Here is a 21139-nt window from a genome sequence, read left to right on the forward strand (position 1 = left end):
GCGCTCAGGTCGGAGGAGCGAGGCACTCAGGTCTGAGGGCGGGGGCTCGGCGCTCAGGTCGGAGTAGCCGGACACTCAGGTCTGCGGGCAGGCGGCCGACATCAGAAGCGCGGAGATGCGGTCCGGCGTCACCGGCCGGGAGTACAGCCAGCCCTGGCCGGTGTCGCAGCCGATCCCGCGCAGCCGGGACGCCTGCGAGGCGGTCTCCACGCACTCGGCGGTGACGGTCAGGCCCAGCCGGTGGGCGAGTTGGATGAGCGCCTCGACGATGACCTCGTCGGCGGGGTTGGGGTGGGCGGACGAGCCGTCGGCGTTCTCGTACTGGAAGCCGCGGACGAAGGAGCCGTCCAGCTTCAGCACGGACACCGGGAGCCTGCTCAGGTAGGCGAGGTTGGAGTAGCCGGTGCCGAAGTCGTCGATCGCGATGCGCACGCCCATGTCGCTGAGCGCCTGGAGGGCCTGGAGCGGCCGGCCCGCCGAGCCCATCACCGCCGACTCCGTCAGCTCCAACTGGAGCAGATGAGGGGCCAGTCCGGTCTCCGCCAGGATCTCCGCCACGTCCGCCACCAGATCGGAGTCCCAGACCTGACGCACGGCGACGTTGACGCTGACGAAGATCGGCGGGGCGTCCGGATGGTCGAGCTGCCAGCGGCGGGCCTGCCGGCAGGCGGTGGCCAGCACCCAGCGGCCGAGCTGGACGATCGAACCGTTCTCCTCGGCCAGTCCGATGAACCGATTCGGCGTCAGCATCCCGAACCGCGGGTGGTTCCAGCGGACGAGCGCCTCGACCCCGTGCACGCCGCCGTCCTCCATGCCCACCAACGGCTGGTACTCCAGGGCGAATTCACCCCGCTCGACGGCCGCGCGGAGGGTGGACGACAGGGCCTGGCGGGTCATGCGGTGCGCGTTGCGCTCCGGGTCGAAGAGCGTCCAGCGGCCCTTGCCGTCCGCCTTCGCCCAGTACAGCGTCGTGTCCGCGGCCTGCATCAGACCGGTCGCGGTCGTGCCGGTGGCGCGCCGCTCGACGACCCCGATGGACGCCGACAGCGACAGCCGCTGTCCCGACAGGTCGAAGGGTGCCTGGAGCGCCTTCAGCACGGACTCGGCGAGGTCCGCCAACTGGTCGGTGCCCGTGGAGTCCTCGACGAGCAGGGCGAACTCGTCCCCTCCCAGCCGCGCCACCAGGGGAGTGGTCGCCCTCGTCCGGCCGGCCTCGTCCGCGCAACGCGTCAGACGTTCGCCGACGGCGGCGAGCAGCCGGTCCCCGACCCGGTGGCCGAGGGTGTCGTTGACCGCCTTGAACCCGTCCAGGTCCAGATAGCAGAGTCCGATCCGGCCGGTGCCGCCCTCCTCGTACGCCTCCGTCTCCAGCGCCGCCGACAGGCGCTCGAAGAACAGCGTGCGGTTGGGCAGCCGCGTCACCGGGTCGTGCATCTGCAAGTGGCGCAGCCGCGCCTGGAGTTCACGCCGGGCGCCGATGTCCGCGACCGAGATCAGGACCGCTTGCTCCCGCGGGGGCAGCGGCGCGACCGTGACCTGCACCCAGATCGCGTGGCCGTCGGGGTGCTTGAGCCGGCGGGTGCAGCGCAGCCGTGCCTGCCGGCCGCCCAGCACCTCGCGGTACGCGTGCCAGGTGCGGGTGTCGGAGGCGAGGTCCACCAGGTCGGCGGCGATCCGTCCGGTGAACGTCCGCGTCTCGGCGCCGAGCAGGGTGCCCAGTGACTCGTTGGCCGTGACGACGAGACCCTCGCGGTCCACGACGGCCATGGCGAGGGGAGCGGTGGCGAAGGCCGCGTGGAAGGTGTGGGGTGACGTTCCGTCGGGAAACGTGCCGGGCGTGGACGCCCCGGGAGGTGGCCCCGGTGGCACGGGCGATACGGAAGGGACGGGTGGGCCGGAAGTTGCGCCGACGGACGTACGAGGAGGTGCGTCGACGTGACGCTTTGTGACGGCCGGCCGGACGAGGTCTCCCGCGGGCGCCGGCCCTTCGGACGTTCCGCTCACCGCTCGCTCCCGCAGTGCACTCGTTCTTCGTATGGGTCTCTCGGGGTGGTCGGCCGGGTGATGGACGGCCGCACAAGCCGTGTCGGTGCAGGAAAGTGTGCCGATCATAGAGGCTGACCTCCGGACGGTGCAGCCACTGTCCAGTGTCCCGGAACAACCGCCCGTTCTGACAGATCGTTTCTGCCTGTATCTGGACGGGTTCCCTCCCCCGCCGACCGCATGTGACGTTCCGTGAAGGTCCGGGGGTGTCGGGGCGCACGCCCTCTCACTCTTCCGGTGCAGACAAACAGGGCGAAATAGTACAAATTGAATCAGGCTGGGTGCGGTGTCCCGAAATCCGCATCCGGAGGTCGACGTGCCGCGTCCGCTCCCCCTGAGGGCTCTCGCTCGCGAGGCCCTGCGCGGTCTCGCCCGTGACGGGGCGCCCCGCTGGCGCAGCACCGCGGCCGTGTTCACCTCGATGACCGCGCTCGCCGCGACCTCCCTGGTGCCGGGCCCCGCGCTCGCCGAACCCTTGGCGACCCCCTGCGCCCTGACGCGGACCGACGCGCACCACTCGGAGGGCGTCGACACCTGGAACTCCGCCTATGTGCGCCCCACCCGTCCGCTCGACGCGGTGATGGTCTTCCTGTCCTTCCCCGACTCCACCCCGCGCACCACGCCCGCCGAGCTGACCGGCGACTACTTCCCGGCCACCAGCCGCTTCTTCGAGCGTGCCTCGTACGGCAGGTTCACGGTCCGCCCGCATCCGCAGCGCGCCTGGATCCAGATGCCGCACCCCTCGACGTCGTACGCCATACAGCGCGACTGGGACGCCGCCGACCGTGCCGCCTATCTGCGCGACGCCCTCGCGGTGGCCGACCCGCGGGTCGACTTCTCGCGTTACGACGTCGTCTACTTCGTCGCCGACCCGGACGCGCCGGGCGTCGACTCGGACGCCACGAAGGTCGTCAATCTGGACGCGCCCCTGCGCGCGGACGGCAAGGACATCCGCCGCGTCGTCACGGTCTTCGAGAAGCACCCGCCGGACCGTCTCGTCCTCGCGCACGAGACCGGTCATGTCTTCGACCTGCCCGACCTCTACCACCGCCCCTCCGACGGCAAGGGCGACTGGGACACCTACGTGGGCGACTGGGATCTCATGGGCAGCCAGTTCGGGCTGTCGCCCGACCTCTTCGGATGGCACAAGTGGCGGCTGGGTTGGCTGGAATCGCATCAGGTGGCGTGCGTGCAGGGCTCCGGCGTCACCCGGCTCACGCTGGAGCCGCTCGGTGCCGGCCCCGTGAGTGCCGCGGCGGGCGCGCGGGCCGCCGGGGCCCCGGGCGCCGGGGTGCTGGCCGCCGGGGTGCCGGCGTCCGCCTCGGCCGCGCCGGATGGGCCGCGGGCGTCCTCCTGGCACCGGCCCTTGGCGTCCTGGCGCGGGTCGGAGGCCGCCATGTACGGGCCCCGGGCGCCCTCGCGCGGCCCGGGCGCGTCGACGTCCTCGAACGGGGTGGGCGTCGCGGCCCTCCCCGGCTCGCAGAGCTTCGGCTCCGGCCGCGGCACCAAGCTGGCGGTGGTCCAGACGGGCCCGGACAGCGCGCTCGCCTTCGAGGCGCGCGGCTCGGCGGGCAACGACGACGCGACGTGCACGGAGGGCATTCTCGTCTACCGGGTCCGCAGCGAGACCGAGTCGGGCAGCGGTCCCATCCAGGTCCTCGACGCCCACCCCCACACCGAGGCCTGCTGGGAGGACTCGGTGTACCCGCCCCTCGCGGACGCGCCGGTGGGCCTCGGCGAGAGCTTCACGGTGCCGGGCGCGAAGGTCCGCGTCGAGGTGGAGGACCGGACGGTGTCGGGAGCCTGGACGGTGAAGATCACGACAGGCTGAGCCCGCGTGGCACCGGTCCCTGGGAGGGGGACGGGAGGCGGGGCGGGAGTCGGGCGTCGGGTGGTGCGAGGGGGCGACGTGAGAAGGGAGGGGCGACGTGAGGGGGAGGGGCATGACGCGGGCGGAAGGGTGCGGAAACGACGAGAGCGGGATGCTCGCGTCTCCGCGAATCATCCCGCTCTCGTTGGCGTGCGCCGCCAGGGACTCGAACCCCGGACCCGCTGATTAAGAGTCAGCTGCTCTAACCAACTGAGCTAGCGGCGCCTGCTGACGTCGTAGACCTTAGCATCCTGATCGGCGGGAGGAAAAATCGATATCCGCACCGCCGTCGAGGCCACCGCGCGGGCCGCCCGTACGGCCGCCCAGAGCAGGATCTCGGGGCCGGGAAGCCAGGGCTGCCGCGTGTCAGGGGCGACCAGCCAGCGGGAATCGGGCCGGACGTCATCCGGCCCGCCGCCGGCGTTCAGCGCGGGCACGGTGACCGCGTCCCCCATGCCGTGGCAGAGCAGCGGCGGCACCTCACGGCACCGACCCACGTGCCCGCCCCGCCCCGCGGCCTCGCGCTCCCCGGCCGCACGCCCCGCGGAGGCGCCCGAGCCCCACTCCTCCCACTCCATCAGCGAGGGGAGCCGCTGGGCGGTGCCGGGCGCGGCGAACAGCAGCATCCGCCCGCGGTACGCCGCCACCGGGCCCGAGCCCGGTCCGTCGTCCCAGAGCCGGTCGAGCATCCGCCGGCCGAAGAGCGCCGGCGCGCTGACGACGTCGAAGGTGCTGCCGCAGGGCAGCACGACCGGGGCGCCCGGCCGCTCGCTCCAGAGGGCCAGCGTGCTGCGCGGATACGGTCCCGCCGAGGCGAGCCAGGCGGCTCCCTCGGAAGTGACACCCGAGACGTCCAGCCGCTCGGGAAACGGCGCTCCGGGGCTGTGGGGGGTGCTGCTTGCCGGGTTCCGTGTGCTGCTCATGCCGAGTACATCTACCGGTGGTGAGCGCTCCGTCCCGGAGGGTTGCCGGAAACCGGGACAGGACCGGGTGAGGTGGAGTATCTTGCCCGGCTGGCATATGCCACGGGGGTGCCGAGAGGGCTTGGGCAGACGGGGGCGGAACCCTCCCTGTGCCGGTCTCGATCCGCCCCCGGTCCCGGTCCCGGGCGCGAGGTCAGATCGGGTCGGTCACACCGTGACCGTGTCCGTTGCCCTCCGCGCCCCGAAGCAGGTCCTGGCCGAACTCGACCATCTTCTTCGCGTAGTCCTCGGTCCACTCGGCTCGCTCGGCGATCGAGGCGGCGGTCAGCCGGTCGAAGCGGCGCGGATCGGCGAGCTGCGCGGCGGCGATGGCCTGGAACTCGACCGCCCGGTCCGCGGCGGCACGGAAGGCGTGCGTCAGCTCCGTGGCCCGGTCCAGCAGCGCGCGCGGATCGTCGATCGACTCCAGGTCGAAGAAGTGCTCCGGATCCCCCGCGGCCTCCGCGGGCTCGAAGAGCAGGGGCGCGGGGCGTAGCCGCGGTTCGTTCCGACGCGGCGTGGGCTCCGCCATGTCTTCTCCTCCTCGTACGGTTCAGGGGCCCCTCTCGGTAAAGGGCCACCGTCCATTCTCCCCCGCTCGCGCAAGTGGGCCCGAAGGGCCGCGTGCGCCCCCTCGGCCGGGATTCCGCCGGCCCGGTGTGCCTCGAGCGGGGCTCAGGGCCGCCACGCCACCCGATGCTCCGCCAGATGGGACAACACCGCGTGATTGGCTTCCCAACCGTCCGGGAATTTCACGGTGACTCCCAGCTGTACCGGCTCGGTCGACGGATGGTCGTCCAGCAGCTCGGTGACCCCTTCCCGGCAGACCACGATGCAGGCGTGCCGGTGCCGGGACGCGAGCACGCACAGCCGCCCCGTCTCCAGATGGAACGCCGTGGCGTCCGGCCGCCCCGACAGCGGATGCAGGACGACGGTGACGTCGAACTCCCGCCCCTGGAGCCGGTTGGCCGTGTCGACGGTGACATCCGCGACACCGAGGGCGGTCAGCGCCGCTCGTACGGCCGCGGCCTGGTCCCGGTGCGCCGTGCCGACGGCGATCCGGTCGGCCGTCAGCGGCACCGGATCCTCCGCCCGCTCCGACGTGGCCGCGCCACCCCGGTCGAGCAGCCGCCGTACGACCCCGGCCACCGCGCGCACCGCCTCCGGGTCCGTACGCGGCGTGTGCCGGGCGGGCAGCTCCAGCAGTCCCCAACCGGACTCGGCCGCCTCGTCGATGACCCGGTCGGTCCCCGAACCGTCCGAGGGGACACCGAAGTTCAGCCGTCGGTCGCCGTGGCCGGTGCCGCTGCGGAACGGCGTGTACGGATAGAAGGCGTGCGAGACCAGGGGCGCCGCCGACGCGGGCAGCCGCCAGGACACCGGAAGCCGGTGCTGCGGCAGCTGCGGATTGTGCGCGAGCAGGGTGGTCACCGCGGACGCCGACGGGTCGTACGACAGACCCGCCCACTGCTCCGAACCGACGATCGCGAACGGGTCCAACTGCCCCGGATCGCCCACGAACAGCGCCCGCTCGAAGAGCCCGGCGACGGCGAGCAGCGCGTCCGAACGCATCTGGTACGCCTCGTCGACGATCGCGTGCCGCCACGGCTCGACGCCCTTGACGTGGGCCCACTTCGCGGCGGTGGAGATGACGACGTCGAGGCCCGCCAGGTCGGCCGCCTTCGTCGACTTGCGCACCTGGTCCAGGCCGTCGAGCGCCTTGTCGTACGGGTCGGAGTCGCTGCTGTGCAGCCGCCCCACGGGCAGCTCCGGGGCCTTCTCGGCGAGCCGCAGCACCAGATCGTCGACCTGGGCGTTGGTCTGCGCGATCACCATCAACGGGCGCCCGGCGGCCGCCAGTTCGAGTGCGGCCCGGACGACGAGGGTCGACTTGCCGGCGCCCGGCGGGGAGTCGACCACGACGCCGCGGTCGGTGCCGTGCAGGGTGTCGCGCAGGATCGCGTCGGTGGCGCGGCCGGCCTCGGCACCCGGGTCGAAGACGGCGGTCACAGGACGTCCTCCTCGGTCACCGGGTCCGGCAGCGGCAGGGCGTCGGGCTCACCCGGCGGCCCTCCGTGCGTCCACGGTGTCTCCTCCGGGTCGGGCAGCTTGGCGCCGCCCCGCTGCTCGTGCTCGAAGAGGGTGAAGCAGACGAGGTCCCCCTTCTCCGGCACGGACCCGGCCTCGGGTTCCTTGCCGCGCCCCATCTTGTCGACGATCCGCAGCACCAGGGCCGCGCCCTCGTCGTCGGCCGCCACGAACTCCGCCGCCTGCGGCTTCCCGCCCAGCGAGCGGTACACCTTGGCCCGTTCCCCCAGGTGCGGTCGGTCGTCCGTGCGGACGGTCACCAGCGGGCGGGGGCTCGGCCGCTTGCCCTCGCTGTACGCCATCACGACATCGGTGACCTCTCCCGCGAACGCCTCCCCGGCGAGCCGCCGGCCCGCCATGACCAGCGGGTCGTCCAGGGCCTCCTGGGCTTCCAGGCGGGCCTGTTCGCGCTCGCGCGTGGCCAGTTTGTTCGCGGCGGTGACCGCGTCGTCGCGGCGCGGCTGCGGCGGCTCGCCCGCCACGACCCGGTCACGGTGTCCGGTGAACGACCAGCGGTCGCGGGTCCACCGGTCGGCGGCGTGCGCCCCTTCCGGCAGCGTGCGCAGCAGGTCGAGCCCGTGCCAGACCGCGTCCCAGGTGGGCCGTGCGACGCGCTCGACGAGAGCGCGGATCTCGCGCTCCGCGGCGGTGAGTTCACCGAGCCGGTCGTCCGCCTCGATGCCGTCCTCGGCGGCGGCCAGCGCCGTGCGCGCGCGGTCGTAGCGCTCGATGGCCGGGGCCAGCAGCTGGTTGTCGAAGGCGGGATCGGTGGCGGGTCCGGCGGGCGGGCAGACGAGCTGGCCCCGCGCGTCCCGCTGGAGCTCGGCCCGCACCGCGGCCTCGGCGCCCGGCTCGCCGTCCGGCGGGTCGATCCAGGCGAGCAGCGCGCCGAGGTGCTGGTCCTCCAGACTGCTCTGCCCGGTGGCCCAGTGCCGGGACACGACATCGGTGAGGGCGAGGAGCAGGGCCGAGCCGGGCACCCGGGCGCGCTCGCCGAAGTGGGTCAGCCAGCGCCCGAACAACGGCACCCGGGGCGGTGCCGGATGCGGGGTCTCGGGATCCTGCTCGGCAGTGCGGCGAAAGCGCGTGGAGCGCCCGAGGAGGCGGACGAACTCGATGCCCGCCCGGCCCGGCACGATCAGCTGCGGCGCGTCCGCGCACAACTCGACCTCGACCTTGACGCGCTTGCCGGTCTCCGGGTCGGTCTCGCTGCGCTCGGCCGCCTCGACCACGTCCGCGTACGTGTCGATGTACGGCAGGACGACGTCCGCCAGCTCGGCGAGGAACGCGAAGCGCAGGTCGCGGTCGCGGGGCTGCGGCACGACCAGCAGCCGGGGAGCCTCCCGGTCCGTGCCGACCAGCGCGCCGAGCGGGGCTCCCGCCTCACCGGCGGTGGTGAGCGGCACGAACACCAGCGGCCGTTCGGCGAGATGACGGTGGAGCACGGTGGCGGCGGGCTGTGCCCGGCCGCTCTCGACGGCCTCCAGCCGGGCGAGGGTGGCGATCAGTGACATGCGGTCGCCTCCCGTCCGTCCGAGACGCCGGCCACCGGCACCGGGACATCGCCGCCCACCGGCCCCGGGGTGCCGGACGCCTGGCTCCGCGGCACCGCGGCCTTCCAGGCGCGGGCCTCCGGAACCGTGCCGCTCAGGGCCTGTGCCCGCAGCAGCGCCGCTCTCCTGAGCGCCGCGACGGCCGGGTCCCCGGGGTCGCCGGCCTCCCCGTGCGCCGCCGCCAGTACGTCCGTGACGGTCGTCAGACCGCCCAGCTCCGCGCGCAGTGAGCGGCCCAGGGACGTCACCGCGCCCTCGGCGCGCGAACGGGCGCGGCAGTGGAAGGCCAGCTCGCAGGCGGACAGGCACTCAGGCGCGTAGGTCGCGGGGACCGCCTCGACGGCGGTGATCAGCTCCTCGGCGGGAAGGCCGGGGGAGAAGCAGCTGCCCTCGGGGAGGGCGGCCGCGATGTCCTCGACGCGGGTGAGCCGGTCGAGCTGACGGCGGGTGACCGCCCGCTGCTTGCGGACGTCGACGGTCGAGGCCGTGGGCAGGTTGGAGAAGTCCTTGGGGCAGACCAGAAGGATGCGGTGGCGGACCGCGGGGGCGGGATCGAGGCGGGCGGCGACCTCCTCCAGGGCGAGGACGTACACCGCGGACTGCCGGGCGGCGGCGCCCACCTTGGCCGGGTCGGCCGAACCGTCCAGCATCGGGAACGACTTGATCTCGACGACCGTCCAGTCGCCGTCCGGGTGCACGACCACCCCGTCCGGCTCCAGGAAGGCGGCGGAGCCCGCGACGTCCAGGGCGAGCATGGGGTGGTCGAGCAGCGTCCAGGCGCCGGCCTCGGTGGCCTCGCGCAGCGCCAGCTCCGTACGCTTCGCGCGTCCCTCGGGGCCGGCCGCGCTCAGGTCGGGCACCGCACCCGGGCCGGGCGGTTCGGCGCCGGGGTCCAGCTTCTCGTGCACCAGCCGCAGCAGCTCGGCACCGCCGTCGGCCTTGACCCGCGCCTCGAAGGCGTTGCCCCGCATGAACGCGAACTGCGACATCCCGAACGCGGACGGCGCGCCGAGCGCGCTCGCCAGCTTCGCCTTGTCGACACCCGCGCCGTCCAGCAGGGCGCGGCGGTCGCACCCGGGGTTGGCGGCGAGCGCCGCCAGGGCGCGCGCGTCGAGCGCCTTCGGTGCGACGTCCGGACCGCGCAGCTCAGTGAGCTGCTGCCGCAGCGCCGTCCCCCGCGTCCGTGGGAGAGGCACCCGGCTCGGCTCCCGGCCCGGTTCGGGACTCGCGCTGTCGGGGAATTCGTTCACCCGTGGAAGTCTGGCATCCCGCACTGACAATCGCGGAACCCTCGCCCCGGGAGGCACCCGCGACCCACGGGGCGCGGACCGCCAGGAACGTCCGCAGGCGGTTCGCCGTCCGCATCACGAACGGGGTCAGCAGCAGTCCGGCCCCCATGACCGCGGCGCCCGCGACGGCGTCCAGGAAGTAGTGGTTGGCCGTGCCCATCACGACGATCGTGGTGACCAGCGGATACACGACACCGGCGATCTTGGCGGCGGGTGTGCGGCCGTAGCGCCACAGCATCACTCCGCACCACAGCGCCCAGCCCACGTGCAGGCTCGGCATCGCCGCGTACTGGTTCGTCATCCCGCCCAGCCCGCGCGGCGCGCTCGCCTCGCCGCCCCACCAGCCGTAATCGCTGTACTGGGCCATCGTGTCGACGAAGCCGTGGCCGGACGACAGCAGCCGGGGCGGGCAGGTCGGCAGCAGGGTGAAGCCGATCAGGCCCAGGAAGGTGGAGGTCATCAGCCATGTGCGGGCCGCGCGGAAGCGCACGGTCCGGGAGCGGAAGAGCCAGATCAGGATCGCGGGCGTCACCAGGTAGTGCAGCGACGCGTACCAGAAGTCGGCGGGGACCCCCAGCCAGGCCTGACGTGTGAACAGCCGGTTCAGCGGGTGTTCCGCGTTGAGGCGGAGGACCTTCTCGATGCGCAGGATCTCGAGGCCGTGACCGACCGCGCCGGCGGTGTCGCCCCGGGCGAGGAGCCGGCCCGCCGAGTACGACGCGTACACGAGCAGGATCAGCGGGAGCTCGGTCCACCAGCGGAGCCGGGCGGAGGCCGCCGCGGACGTGCGCAGCTCCGTCCACCGGCGCAACCGGGCGCGTGGCGCCGCTTCGGTACGCGGTGCGTCGGTCTGCGGCATCCGATCGCCCTCCCCCATCTGTTCTGTGGTGGCCCGACAGTACGCAGTCTGCTGACGACGGTCCGTGGCCAACCGGATTTTACGATGAACGCGAATGCCCCGATGGGGCGCCCCCGGTCCTCAAAGACGCGGAGATCGCCCCCCGGGTTGCCCCGGGAGGGGGTGAGCGATGATGGAGTGACCCACTCCTCAGTCGTCATCGAGTGAGCCGACCCCTCACTCGTGCCGCCCGTTCCGGAAAGGCTCCTCTTCATGGCACCGCGCATCCTGCTGGCCCGGCACGGACAGACGGAATGGTCGCTGTCCGGAAAGCACACCGGCAGGACCGACATCCCGCTCCTGGAAGAGGGCCGGCGCGGCGCCAAGCTGCTGGGCGAGCGGCTCCACCGGGCGCCCTTCGACGGGCTCTCCGGTGTCGAGGTGCGCACCAGCCCGCTGTCGCGCGCGCGGGACACGTGCGAACTCGCCGGTTTCGGGGAGCGCGCGACCACCTGGGACGCGCTCATGGAGTGGGACTACGGCGCCTACGAGGGCATGACCCCGGCGGAGATCCAGGGAATCCGCCCGGGCTGGTTCATCTGGCGCGACGGTGTCCCCGAGGGGGAGACGCTGGAGCAGGTCACCGCGCGCGCGGACGAGGTCGTCTCATGGGCGCGCTCGGCGGACCGCGATCTCCTGATCTTCGCGCACGGCCACATCCTGCGTTCCATAGGCGCCCGCTGGCTGGGCCTTCCGCTGGACTTCGCGGCCCGCATCCGCCTCAACCCGACCTCGCTGTCGGTGCTCGGCTGGGCCTACGAGGAGCCCGCGATCGAGGTCTGGAACGACTGCGGGCACCTGAGCGTCTGACCGGCGTTCACGGCACCCGTCACGCCGTGCGCGGCAGGCTCGCGTGGCGGTCGAGGAACGCGGAGACGCCCGAGGCCCTGCGGTGCGGGAGCAGAACGCGGGCCGTCGCCGCCAGCATGGTCTGGATGCGGGAGGACTGGACCTCGTTCAGCAGGTCCAGGACGCGCAGACCGGCCGCGGCGGCCTCGTCGGGACGGCCGCCGCGGGCCAGGTCGTCGGCGAGTTCCGCGGTGTACAGGGCGATGTTGCGGGTGAAATGCGGGTCCTGGAGGTGGGCGGCGCGGCGTGCGTGGCGGGCCGCCCGGGGCCAGTCACCCAGCGTCGACCAGCACTGCGCCTCGAGACCCTCCAGTTCGGCCTCTCCGTAGAAGGTCATCCACTCGGGGTCCGTCTCCGAAGGACCCCGCTCGTAGAGAGCCTGCGCGCGCGCCATCGCCTGCTCGCACCCCTTGCGGTCGGCGAGCCCGGCCCAGCCGCCCGCCTCGCGCAGCGCGAGCAGCGAGAGCAGGCGCGGGGAGCCCAGGGGCCGCGCGGCGCGCTGTGCCGCCTGGGCCGCGCGCACGGCCTCGCGGGGGCGCCCCGCGTCGCGCGCCAGGAACGCCGTGTTGCAGAAGGCGTGGGCCTCCAGGCCCGGGTCGCCCGCCATCCGGGCGGTCGCGAGGGCCTCCGCGTAGTGCGAGCGCGCGTCGTCGAAGCGTCCGGAGTCGTGTGCCAGCCAGCCCACCGAGATGGCCAGTTCGCCCGCGCCGGCGTACAGCCGGTCGGCGGTGGCCTGCCGGGTGGTGCCCGCGTCGAGCAGCGCGTACGCCGTGCGCAGCGGTGCCGCCGCGCGCCGGTAGAGCCCGTCGGCCCCGTGCCGGTCGTCGAGCAGCCGGATCTTGCGGACGGCCTCTTCGAGGGTGCCCGCCTCGGACGTACCCGCCCGGTGGACGCGTCGTTCGGCGGCCGCGGCGCTGCCGCCGAAGGCACCCGCGAAAGGTCCCATCGAGGCAGCCGCCACGGTGGCGGTGCCTCCCGTCATGAATGCGCGACGCTGCACGTCGCTCTCCTCGTGGTTCTGATCGCGTTTCTCGTACGTGTCGTACGGGTCGCACGAGCGGTGCGGGTCGTACGGATCAAGCGGATCGAGCGGGTCGTGCGGGTGGTGCGCGGTGTACGGCGGCGGGACGTGATGCGGGTCCGACGTCTCATACGTCTCGTACGCCCCGCCCGTCTCATAGGGGGCATGCGAAGGGTTCGTGGAGTGCGCGAGGGGTGCCTCGTCCATGTCGCGCGCCCCGCGTCCGCGTACCCATGAGCGGGGCGCGAAACCGAGGTCGGTCAGCGTGCGGCCGGGGAACATATGCAGGAACACCCGCTCGTACGCGTAGTTGGGACAGCGGATCTCGCCCGCTTCGACGCGCCCGATGTAGCGCGCGTCGCAGCTGACCCGCTCGCCGATCTCGCGCGCGGCCCGCCGCACCGCCGCGGCGAACTCGCCCGGGGAGCGCTGGCCGCGCAACCGCCGGAAAGCGAGATTCGGCCGTGGTGGCCGGGGGGACGGGGACGAGGTCACCGTAGACGACGCCATGGCCGGGCCCTCTCTTGCGAACCGTCGAACCATGCCGGAAAGCGGGGCGAGTTGACCGGGTTGTGCCCAGTAGGTGCCCTGCGTCCGGCGGGGCAAGAACGTACCTGCTGTGACAACGCCACCACGCTGGGTTTGGCTACAAACCGGATATCTCATCCACGATCTGCCATGAACTGCCATCCTTTGTGGCGGAGTTTCGCCGTAGCCGTTGACGTCCTGCCGCGTTGAACCCGGTGGACCGGGAGCCGCCCGAACTCCCGACCCACTCGTCATGAGGAGGGGTTCCGTTGGAGGCCGGGATGCAGACCAGACAGAGCATCGAGTTCCGTACACCGCCGTCGACCACACAGCACGGACCGTCCCAGGAGAGCGGTGTCCCGCTGCGGCCGGTCACCGAGTGCGAGCTGGTGACCGTTCCGGCACGCCAGGGACTGGAGGCCGTCGACATCCTGCGCCGTGGCGCGGGCGAGGCGGTGGGGCCCGTCCTGCACGACGACGGATGCGACACCCTCGGCTTCCTGGTGCCGCCCGGCACCGCCGACGCCTGGGACGTTCCCGGCAGCACCTGTACCCAGACCGACGGCCGAGGCCTGCGGATGGCCCCCGAGCCCCCGGTCGAGGGCTCGGACTGGCTGCTCCCGCCCGGTGAGGCGGATCTCGCGACCGACCCGGCGGTGCTGCGGGCCGCGCTGGGCGAGGCGGCACGGCTGATCGAGGCGGCGGACGGCTGCCGGTGAGCCCGCCGGGCGGACGCCGGGCGGTGACCCGGCGGACGTCGGGGGGCGGCCGGTGACCACCCTCATCGATGCCCATCGATGCCCTGGGCGACGGGATCGGGCCTCGGGCACGGCGCCGGTGAACCCTGTCGTCGCCCGTCGGGGAGCCCTGGCGAGCGGTCGCTGAGCCGACCCGCCCCCGCGCCCCGATAATGGCGGGATGGCGAGGGCGAAGAATCAGCGGGTGGACGACGGCCGCGACACGGGGCGGGGCGGGCGGCGCGGGCAGGCGGCGGCCGAGGCGGTCGTCGAGGCCGTCGACGGCGGGCTCGCCGAGCTGCTGCCCGACCGCGACCGGGCACGTGCCTGGACCCTGCTCATCGACGGTGCCCCGCAGTCCCACGTCGACCTCGACGACCCCTCCTTTCTGAGCTTCGAGTACCAGCGCCGCCTGGGCCATGTCATCGACCTCGTCGCCCCGCCCGGCAAGCCCGTGCACGCCGTGCACCTCGGCGGCGGCGCCATGACCCTCGCCCGCTACACCGCCGCCACCCGCCCCCGGTCCACCCAGCAGGTCGTCGAACGCGACGCGGCCCTCGTGCAACTGGTGCGCCGGGAGCTTCCGTTGGATCCGAACGCCCGGATCAGGGTGCGTTCCACGGACGCCCGGGAGGGTCTCGCCAAGGTGCCCGACGGCTGGGCGGACCTGGTCGTCGCGGACGTGTTCAGCGGCGCGCGCACACCGGCCCACCTGACGTCCGTCGAGTTCGTCACGGAGGTCCGCCGGGCGGTGAGGGACTCCGGGATCTACGCCGCGAACCTCGCCGACGGACCCCCGCTCGCCCATCTCCGGGGCCAGATCGCCACCGTGGCCTCCGTCTTCCCCGAACTCGCCCTGGTCGCCGACCCGACGGTGCTGCGCGGCAAACGCTTCGGGAACGCGGTCCTCGTCGCCTCCGGCCGACCGCTGCCGATCGCCGAACTGACCCGCCGCGCCGCCTCCGACCCGCATCCCGCCCGGGTCGAACACGGCAGGGAGCTCCTGGACTTCACGGGCGGCGCGTCCCCGGTCACGGACGCGGTGGCGGTGGCGTCACCGGCACCGCCGCCGTCGGTGTTCCGCTGACCCGGCGTCAGCGCTCCCCGGCCGCCTGCGCCGGCCCTGCCGGCGCGGCCGTCCGCAGGCCCGCCCGTCCGCAGGCCCGCCCGTCCGCAGGCCCGCCCGTCCGCAGGCCCGCCCGTCCGCCGTGTCCGGCGGTCAGTACGTCCCGATCTCCACGCGCGGCGGCCCGTCGTGCCAGGTGCAGAACACCGAGACCCGGTCCGCGCCCGAGGTGAACTCCACGCGGATCCACGACTCCGTCTTCCACACCTGCATCGACCAGCTCGTGTCCGGCGTCGCGGACACCAGGGTCGCGTAGGAGCTGCCGATGTCGAAGACCACCCGGCCGCCGTCGGTGTCGTAGCTCTTGACCTGTCCGGAGGACGGCGGGGAGGTCGCCGACGTCGGGGCGGCCGCCGAGGGGCCGCCGCTCGGGGACGCGGTCCGCGAGGGTGCCGTGCTCGGCTTCGCGCTCGTGGAAGGCCTGTTCGACGCGCTCCTGGACGGCTCGGCCCGTCGCGTCGAGGACGCCAGTGGTTTCGACTCCTGCGTCGCCCCGGCGGCCGTGATGGGCAGGGCCCGCGGCGGGTCGTACGCGGTCCCCGTCATCACGGTGTGGACACCCCACCACGACAGCGTGACCGCCGCGCCCGTGGCGAGCGACCACGCGAGTACGTGTACGAGTCCTCTGCGCATCGCGGCCATACTGCACCACGAGCCCCACGGGTGTCTCATGGCCCTGCCCGGAGCCGAGTTGTCCACAGCGGGCGGGCCGGGATTGTCCACAGGCGCCCGTCAGGGGTTGTCCACAGGCACCGGACTGCATCGCCCGGATGGCGTACGGTGCCGCCCATGGCAAGTGTGCTCGTTGTCGAGGACGATCAGTTCGTACGCTCGGCCCTCATCCGGCATCTGACCGAGGCCGCGCACATCGTGCGCAGCGTCGGCACCGCCCTGGAGGCGCTGCGCGAGGTCGCCCATTTCTCCTTCGACGTCGTGATCCTCGACCTCGGACTGCCCGATCTGGACGGGTCCGAGGCGCTGAAGATGCTGCGCGGGATCACCGACGTCCCGGTGATCATCGCCACCGCGCGGGACGACGAGGCGGAGATCGTCCGACTGCTGAACGACGGCGCCGACGACTACCTGACCAAGCCGTTCTCGGTCGAGCACCTGTCCGCGCGGATGGCGGCGGTGCTGCGCCGTGCGCGCACGAGCGCGGGCGACGCGCCTCCGTCGACGGTCATCCGCGTCGGCGGGCTCGCCATCGACCCGCTGCGCCGTCAGGCGGAGCTGGACGGCGTACGACTCGACCTCACCCGGCGCGAGTTCGACCTGCTCGCCTTTCTGGCCGGGCGCCCCGGCGTCGTCGTGCCGCGCAAGGAACTGCTCGCCGAGGTCTGGCAGCAGGCGTACGGCGACGACCAGACCATCGACGTCCATCTGTCCTGGCTGCGCCGGAAGTTGGGGGAGACGGCGGCGCGACCGCGCTATCTGCACACCCTGCGGGGCGTCGGCGTGAAGCTGGAGCCGCCGAGAGCGGAGCGGCCGCTATGAGGTGGGCGCTGGTCAAGGTGTGCGTGGCGGTGACGACGATGGTCGTGGTCGCCTTCGCGGTCCCGCTCGGCCTGGTGATCAAGGAGATGGCGCGGGACCGGGCGTTCTCGAACGCCGAGCGGGAGGCCGCCGCCGTCGCGCCCGCGCTCTCCATCACCACCGACCGGGACAAGCTGGAGCGCGTCCTCGCCTCGGCCGGGGCGGACGCGGGGATCGGCGTGCACATACCCGCCGCCGACGGCAGTCCCGCGGTCGAGATCGGCAAGCAGCGCGCCGCGGGCAAGGCCATCGCCATGACCCGCAGGCTGGGCCGGGCCTCCACCACGGAGGTGCCCGGCGGCTCCACGCTGCTCCAGCCCATCGCGCTCAGCTCCGGCGAGTTCGCGGTCGTCGAGGTGTACGTCCCCGAGGCCGAGGTCAGCAACGGCGTCGGGACGGCGTGGGCGGTCCTCGCCGCGGTCGGCGTCGCCCTCATCATCGGCTCCGTCGCGGTCGCCGACCGGCTGGGCGTGCGGATGGTGCAGCCCGCGCAGCGTCTCGCCGAGAGCGCGCACGAACTGGGCGAGGGGCAGCTGGGCTCCCGGGTGCCCGAGGAAGGGCCGACCGAACTGCGGCTGGCCGCCGTCGCCTTCAACTCCATGGCCGACCAGGTCGTCCAACTGCTCGCCAACGAGCGGGAGCTGGCCGCGGATCTCTCGCACCGCCTGCGTACCCCGCTGACCGTGCTCCGCCTCAACACCGCCTCGCTCGGCGACGGGCCGGCCGCCGAGCAGACCCGGGCCGCCGTCGCGCAGCTGGAGCGCGAGGTCGACACGATCATCCGGACGGCGCGGGAGGCCAAGCCGCAGACCGCGGCGATCGGCGTCGGCGCCGGGTGCGACGCGTCCGAAGTCGTCCGGGAGCGCATGGACTTCTGGTCGGCGCTCGCGGAGGACGAGGGCCGCAAGGTGCGGGTGGCCGGTGTGGACCGGCCGGTCCGCATACCCGTGGCCCGCGCCGACCTCGCCGCCGCGCTCGACGCCCTCCTGGGCAATGTCTTCCGCCACACCCCCGAGGGCACGGCCTTCGCGGTCGACGTGCACAACGCCGAGGACGCCGTGATCATGCTGGTGTCGGACGCGGGACCGGGAATAGTGGACCCGGTCGCCGCGATGGCGCGCGGGCGGGGCTCGGGCAACGACGGGTCGACGGGCCTCGGCCTGGACATCGTGCGCCGGCTCGCGGAGTCGACGGGCGGGGACGTACGGATCGGGTCCTCCGTGCTGGGCGGAACCGAGGTGCGTATCTGGATCCAGCTGGACGGAAGGGCACCGGTCCGGCGCGGGCACCGGGGCAGCGTACGGCGCCGGAGGCGTGGCGCGGGCGTGAGCTGAGCCCGTGGAGGCGGCGCGTGCCGATCCGCGGCGCCGGGAGCGCGGCGCGGGTGTCAGCCGAGCCCCGGGGGCCCGGTCCGGCGGGACGCGGGGTGAGCCGAGTCCGCGTCCGCGTGGTCCGCGGAGCCGGTCGGCGCGGAGCCGGTCGGCGCGGTGCGCGGAGCCGGTCGGCGTGGTCCGCGGAGGCGGTCCGCGGGGCGCCCATCCGCCCACATTGGTCTCGACCTTTAACCGCTCCCGATGCCTTCCTTAAGCGCACCCTAAGTTCCTCGATCTCCGTCCGGATGAACCGGTTTGACCGATTCCGGGTCGCTAGCGTGATGCCGCACTCCCTGGGACGTCCCCAGCGAACCCCCGTGAATCCGCGAAGGCAGGCACGCGATGAGCAGTACGCACCGGCGCAAGGTCAGTGGCAGGAACAAGGCGATAGGCGGCGTCGTCGCGGCGGCCGTGGTCGGTGGTGGCGCCCTCCTGTTCACCGGTACCGCGCAGGCGGCGAGCGTCGGTGCCGCGTACACCAGGACCAGTGACTGGTCCACGGGTTACACCGCGCAGTACGTGGTCACCAACGACACGGACCGGACGAAGGCGGACTGGACGCTGGAGTTCGACCTGCCGTCGGGCGACAAGCTCAGCTCGCTGTGGAACGCCACGTCGACGGTCAGCGGGCAGCACGTCACCGTGAAGCCCCCGTCCTGGGACAAGGACGGTCTGGCGGCCGGAGAGTCCGTCACCGTCGGCTTCGTCGTGAACGGCACCGCGAACCCGACGGGCTGTCTCATCGACAGCACCAAGTGCTCGGTGGACGACGGCGCGACGCCCGAGCCGAGCGGCCGCCCGACGAATTCCGCCACCCCGACGGCCACGCCCACCCCGACCGCCACCGCCTCGCAGAGCGCGACCCCGAAGCCGACCGCGACCGCGACGCCCACCGCCACCGCGTCTCCCTCGCAGAGCTCCGGCAGCGGCGGCACGGCGAGCGCGGGCTTCGCGCCCTACGTCGACACCTCCCTCTACCCGGCCTTCGACCTGGTCAAGTCCGCCGACGCCACCGGCGTGAAGAACTACAACCTCGCGTTCATCACCGACGGCGGCGGCTGCACGCCGAAGTGGGGCGGGGTGAGCGACCTCGCCAGTGACGCGGTGGCGGCACAGATCGGCGCGCTGCGCGCCAAGGGCGGCGACGTCCGGGTCTCCTTCGGCGGAGCCTCCGGCACGGAGCTGGCCACGACCTGTTCCTCGGCCGACGCGCTGGCGGCGGCGTACGGAAAGGCCGTGGACGCCTACAAGCTCACGAAGGTCGACTTCGACATCGAGGGCGGCGCGCTGCCGAACACGGCCGCGAACACCACCCGCGCCAAGGCCATCGCCAAGCTCCAGCAGCAACACCCGAACCTGGACGTCTCCTTCACCCTGCCGGTCATGCCGGAGGGCCTCACCCAGGACGGCGTGAACCTGCTCTCCAACGCCAAGTCCAACGGCGTGAAGATCAACACCGTGAACATCATGGCGATGGACTACGGTCCCGCGTACAGCGGTGACATGGGCACCTACGCCGAGCAGGCCGCGACCGCCACGCAGGCGCAGGTCAAGAGCGTCCTCGGGCTGTCCGACAGCGCCGCGTGGAAGTCCGTCGCCATCACCCCGATGATCGGCGTCAACGACGTCGCGTCCGAGATCTTCAAGGTCGACGACGCCTCGCAGCTGGTGAGCTTCGCGCAGTCCAAGGGCATCGGCTGGCTCTCCATGTGGTCCGCCACCCGTGACAAGCAGTGCGCCGGCGGCGCCAAGAACTCCGCCGACGCGGTGTGCAGCTCCATCGTCCAGAGCGAGGGCGCCTTCTCGAAGGCGTTCGGCGCCTTCAAGTAGCCCGCACCGGCTCAAGCGGCCCCATCACCCCCATCACCCCCATCGGCCCAGCAGGTGCGAAAGCCCGAGCGGCTCGAGCAGCCCGATGGGCCCGACCAGCCATCGCGAAACGGGGGTTGCGCGCCCCGGCCGGATCTCTCCACCCCCCACCCGGCCGGGGCGTCGTAGCGGGCCGAAGACCTGGGCTGTGTCCGGTGAACGCCTCCCGGACACGGCCCGGACCCCTGCTCACCGGTCCTGGCCAGGCCCCCAGGAGCCGTCCTTGAGCATGTGGAGCAGGCCGGCCACCGCATGGGGGGTGGAGGTGGCGATGTCGCCCGGCCGGTCGCTCTCGCGGAGGTGGATGCGACCGGACACCGCTGCCGCCAGTTCCACGCAGTTGCCCTCGCCGCCCGTGCTGAACGAGGACTTCTGCCAGATGAGTCGGGGCATGCGGGAGGTTCCTTTCACAGGGCGTACATGACGTGCTGGACCAGGCTCAGTGAGTCACGGGACGCGTGCGACTCCGGTGTCGACTCGGGGTCGACCGGCGCCAGCGCCAGCTCCGACAGCCGCTCGAACATTTTCGTGTACTGATCGAGATGGTTCGCGTCCCGGAGGAAGAGGGAGTGCGTCGGGTGTTCCAGGTAGACCGTGTCCAGTTCGGGCGCGGTGCTTCCGTGGAGGACGAACGACTGGGAGTGCGCCGAGTAGATCCCGGCCTCGAACGGGTAGACCTGTACGGCGACGTTGGGCAGCCGCGAGATCTCCATCAGCCGCAGCAGTTGCCGGCGCATGACCGCGGCGCCGCCCACCTGGGTGTGCAGCGCGGCTTCATGGATGACGGCCCGGTACGTCACCGGTGAGTCGCCGGTGAGCACGCGCTGCCGGGCCAGGCGGAACTCGGCGTAGCGGTGGGCGCGTCGGCGGTCCCTCTCGGTGGCCTCCAGGACCGCGCGGGCGTACTCCTCGGTCTGGAGCATCCCGGGGATCACCAGGGGCTCGTGCGTCCGCAGCACCGTCGACCGGGATTCCAGTTCCGCCAGGTCCCGGGCCCCCGGCCCGATCGTGTCGTTGAACTCGTCCCACCAGCCCTTGCCGTTCTCCTGGGCCATCGCCATCAGCCCGTCGAAGTAGGCCCCGGGCGGACAGCCGTACTCCTGGAGAACCTTGTGCAGGCGGTTGCGCGAGACATCGATGCGTCCGGTCTCGATGTTGCTGATGCGGGCGCGGTCCGCGCCGAGGATGGCCGCCGCGCGCTCGCCGGAGAGCCCGGCGCGGACGCGCAGTCCGCGCAGTTCCGCGCCGAGCCTGCGCTGGCGCTCGCTCGGGTTGCTCCTGGGTGCCATGGCCGACCTCCTCGCGGAGAAGTCTGCCGATCTCGGCGTCCGCGGGTCGCCGACCTGTCTCCACGTCACTCACGTGGGTGACATCGGCGGGAGATGCTTGCGTCGGAGGAA

18 protein-coding genes and 1 tRNA gene are annotated in these 21139 nt (G+C 73.0%); 7 read left to right on the plus strand and 12 right to left on the minus strand.

Going from position 1 to position 21139, the window contains the following annotated elements; translation table 11 throughout:
• Window positions 1-75: 75 nt before the first annotated feature.
• Window positions 76-2004 (minus strand): bifunctional diguanylate cyclase/phosphodiesterase, encoded by a 1929-nt coding sequence (locus tag OOK38_RS18330; protein WP_266759116.1) that lies wholly within the window; start codon window positions 2002-2004, stop codon window positions 76-78.
• Between the two features lie 325 nt (window positions 2005-2329).
• Between OOK38_RS18330 and OOK38_RS18335 the strand changes: the two genes are divergently transcribed.
• Window positions 2330-3874 (plus strand): M6 family metalloprotease domain-containing protein, encoded by a 1545-nt coding sequence (locus tag OOK38_RS18335; protein ID WP_266759114.1) that lies wholly within the window; start codon window positions 2330-2332, stop codon window positions 3872-3874.
• A 190-nt stretch (window positions 3875-4064) separates the two neighbouring features.
• On the opposite strand, the gene OOK38_RS18340 is transcribed toward OOK38_RS18335, so the two are convergent.
• The 7 genes from OOK38_RS18340 to OOK38_RS18370 form a co-directional block, all read right to left on the minus strand.
• Window positions 4065-4138 (minus strand) — tRNA-Lys (locus OOK38_RS18340).
• A complete protein-coding gene (locus tag OOK38_RS18345) occupies window positions 4129-4836 on the minus strand; it encodes a bifunctional DNA primase/polymerase (protein ID WP_266759112.1) in 708 nt (235 codons plus the stop codon). The genes OOK38_RS18340 and OOK38_RS18345 overlap by 10 nt, the downstream gene beginning before the upstream one ends.
• A gap of 193 nt (window positions 4837-5029) precedes the next feature.
• Window positions 5030-5407, minus strand: a complete 378-nt coding sequence (locus OOK38_RS18350) for a hypothetical protein (protein ID WP_266759110.1) — start codon at window positions 5405-5407, stop codon at window positions 5030-5032.
• 143 nt (window positions 5408-5550) lie between these two features.
• The gene (locus OOK38_RS18355) at window positions 5551-6885 is read right to left on the minus strand and encodes an AAA family ATPase (RefSeq protein WP_266759108.1); all 1335 of its coding nucleotides are present in this window, start codon (window positions 6883-6885) and stop codon (window positions 5551-5553) included.
• Complete coding sequence (locus OOK38_RS18360) at window positions 6882-8477, minus strand: hypothetical protein (RefSeq protein ID WP_266759106.1); 1596 nt, start codon at window positions 8475-8477, stop codon at window positions 6882-6884. The genes OOK38_RS18355 and OOK38_RS18360 overlap by 4 nt, the downstream gene beginning before the upstream one ends.
• Window positions 8468-9712 carry a hypothetical protein gene (locus OOK38_RS18365; RefSeq protein ID WP_266759104.1) on the minus strand — a complete coding sequence of 415 codons (1245 nt, stop codon included), beginning with the start codon at window positions 9710-9712 and terminating at the stop codon, window positions 8468-8470. The genes OOK38_RS18360 and OOK38_RS18365 overlap by 10 nt, the downstream gene beginning before the upstream one ends.
• Window positions 9663-10664: a phosphatase PAP2 family protein gene (locus OOK38_RS18370; RefSeq protein WP_266759102.1), complete on the minus strand. Its 1002-nt coding sequence runs from the start codon at window positions 10662-10664 to the stop codon at window positions 9663-9665. The genes OOK38_RS18365 and OOK38_RS18370 overlap by 50 nt, the downstream gene beginning before the upstream one ends.
• 252 nt (window positions 10665-10916) lie before the next feature.
• On the opposite strand from OOK38_RS18370, the gene OOK38_RS18375 reads away from it, so the two are divergent.
• Window positions 10917-11513, plus strand: a complete 597-nt coding sequence (locus OOK38_RS18375) for a histidine phosphatase family protein (protein ID WP_266759100.1) — start codon at window positions 10917-10919, stop codon at window positions 11511-11513.
• Between the two features lie 19 nt (window positions 11514-11532).
• Here the strand turns inward: OOK38_RS18375 and OOK38_RS18380 are convergent, their stop codons facing one another.
• Window positions 11533-13083 (minus strand): hypothetical protein, encoded by a 1551-nt coding sequence (locus tag OOK38_RS18380; RefSeq protein WP_266759098.1) that lies wholly within the window; start codon window positions 13081-13083, stop codon window positions 11533-11535.
• Between the two features lie 299 nt (window positions 13084-13382).
• On the opposite strand from OOK38_RS18380, the gene OOK38_RS18385 reads away from it, so the two are divergent.
• Together OOK38_RS18385 and OOK38_RS18390 are read left to right on the plus strand one after the other, a co-directional pair.
• Window positions 13383-13820, plus strand: a complete 438-nt coding sequence (locus OOK38_RS18385; RefSeq protein WP_266759096.1) for a hypothetical protein — start codon at window positions 13383-13385, stop codon at window positions 13818-13820.
• Window positions 13821-14019: 199 nt separating this feature from the next.
• Window positions 14020-14925, plus strand: coding sequence for a spermidine synthase (locus tag OOK38_RS18390; RefSeq protein WP_266759094.1), 906 nt, complete (start codon window positions 14020-14022; stop codon window positions 14923-14925).
• A 132-nt stretch (window positions 14926-15057) separates the two neighbouring features.
• On the opposite strand, the gene OOK38_RS18395 is transcribed toward OOK38_RS18390, so the two are convergent.
• Window positions 15058-15597, minus strand: a complete 540-nt coding sequence (locus OOK38_RS18395) for a hypothetical protein (protein ID WP_266759092.1) — start codon at window positions 15595-15597, stop codon at window positions 15058-15060.
• A 156-nt stretch (window positions 15598-15753) separates the two neighbouring features.
• On the opposite strand from OOK38_RS18395, the gene OOK38_RS18400 reads away from it, so the two are divergent.
• From OOK38_RS18400 to OOK38_RS18410, 3 genes are all read left to right on the plus strand, one after another.
• Entirely contained in the window at window positions 15754-16458 is a 705-nt protein-coding gene (locus tag OOK38_RS18400; protein WP_266759091.1) for a response regulator transcription factor, read from the plus strand.
• A complete protein-coding gene (locus OOK38_RS18405; protein WP_266759089.1) occupies window positions 16455-17831 on the plus strand; it encodes a HAMP domain-containing sensor histidine kinase in 1377 nt (458 codons plus the stop codon). The genes OOK38_RS18400 and OOK38_RS18405 overlap by 4 nt, the downstream gene beginning before the upstream one ends.
• A gap of 381 nt (window positions 17832-18212) precedes the next feature.
• Entirely contained in the window at window positions 18213-19700 is a 1488-nt protein-coding gene (locus OOK38_RS18410) for a cellulose binding domain-containing protein (protein ID WP_266759087.1), read from the plus strand.
• 228 nt (window positions 19701-19928) lie between these two features.
• Here the strand turns inward: OOK38_RS18410 and OOK38_RS18415 are convergent, their stop codons facing one another.
• Both OOK38_RS18415 and OOK38_RS18420 read right to left on the minus strand, forming a co-directional pair.
• Window positions 19929-20132, minus strand: a complete 204-nt coding sequence (locus OOK38_RS18415) for a DUF397 domain-containing protein (protein WP_266759086.1) — start codon at window positions 20130-20132, stop codon at window positions 19929-19931.
• A 14-nt stretch (window positions 20133-20146) separates the two neighbouring features.
• Window positions 20147-21028 (minus strand): helix-turn-helix transcriptional regulator, encoded by an 882-nt coding sequence (locus tag OOK38_RS18420; protein ID WP_266759084.1) that lies wholly within the window; start codon window positions 21026-21028, stop codon window positions 20147-20149.
• Window positions 21029-21139 lie beyond the last annotated feature (111 nt).

It is taken from the genome of Streptomyces sp. NBC_00568 (genome assembly GCF_026341855.1).
In the GTDB taxonomy this organism is placed as follows: Bacteria; Actinomycetota; Actinomycetes; order Streptomycetales; family Streptomycetaceae; genus Streptomyces.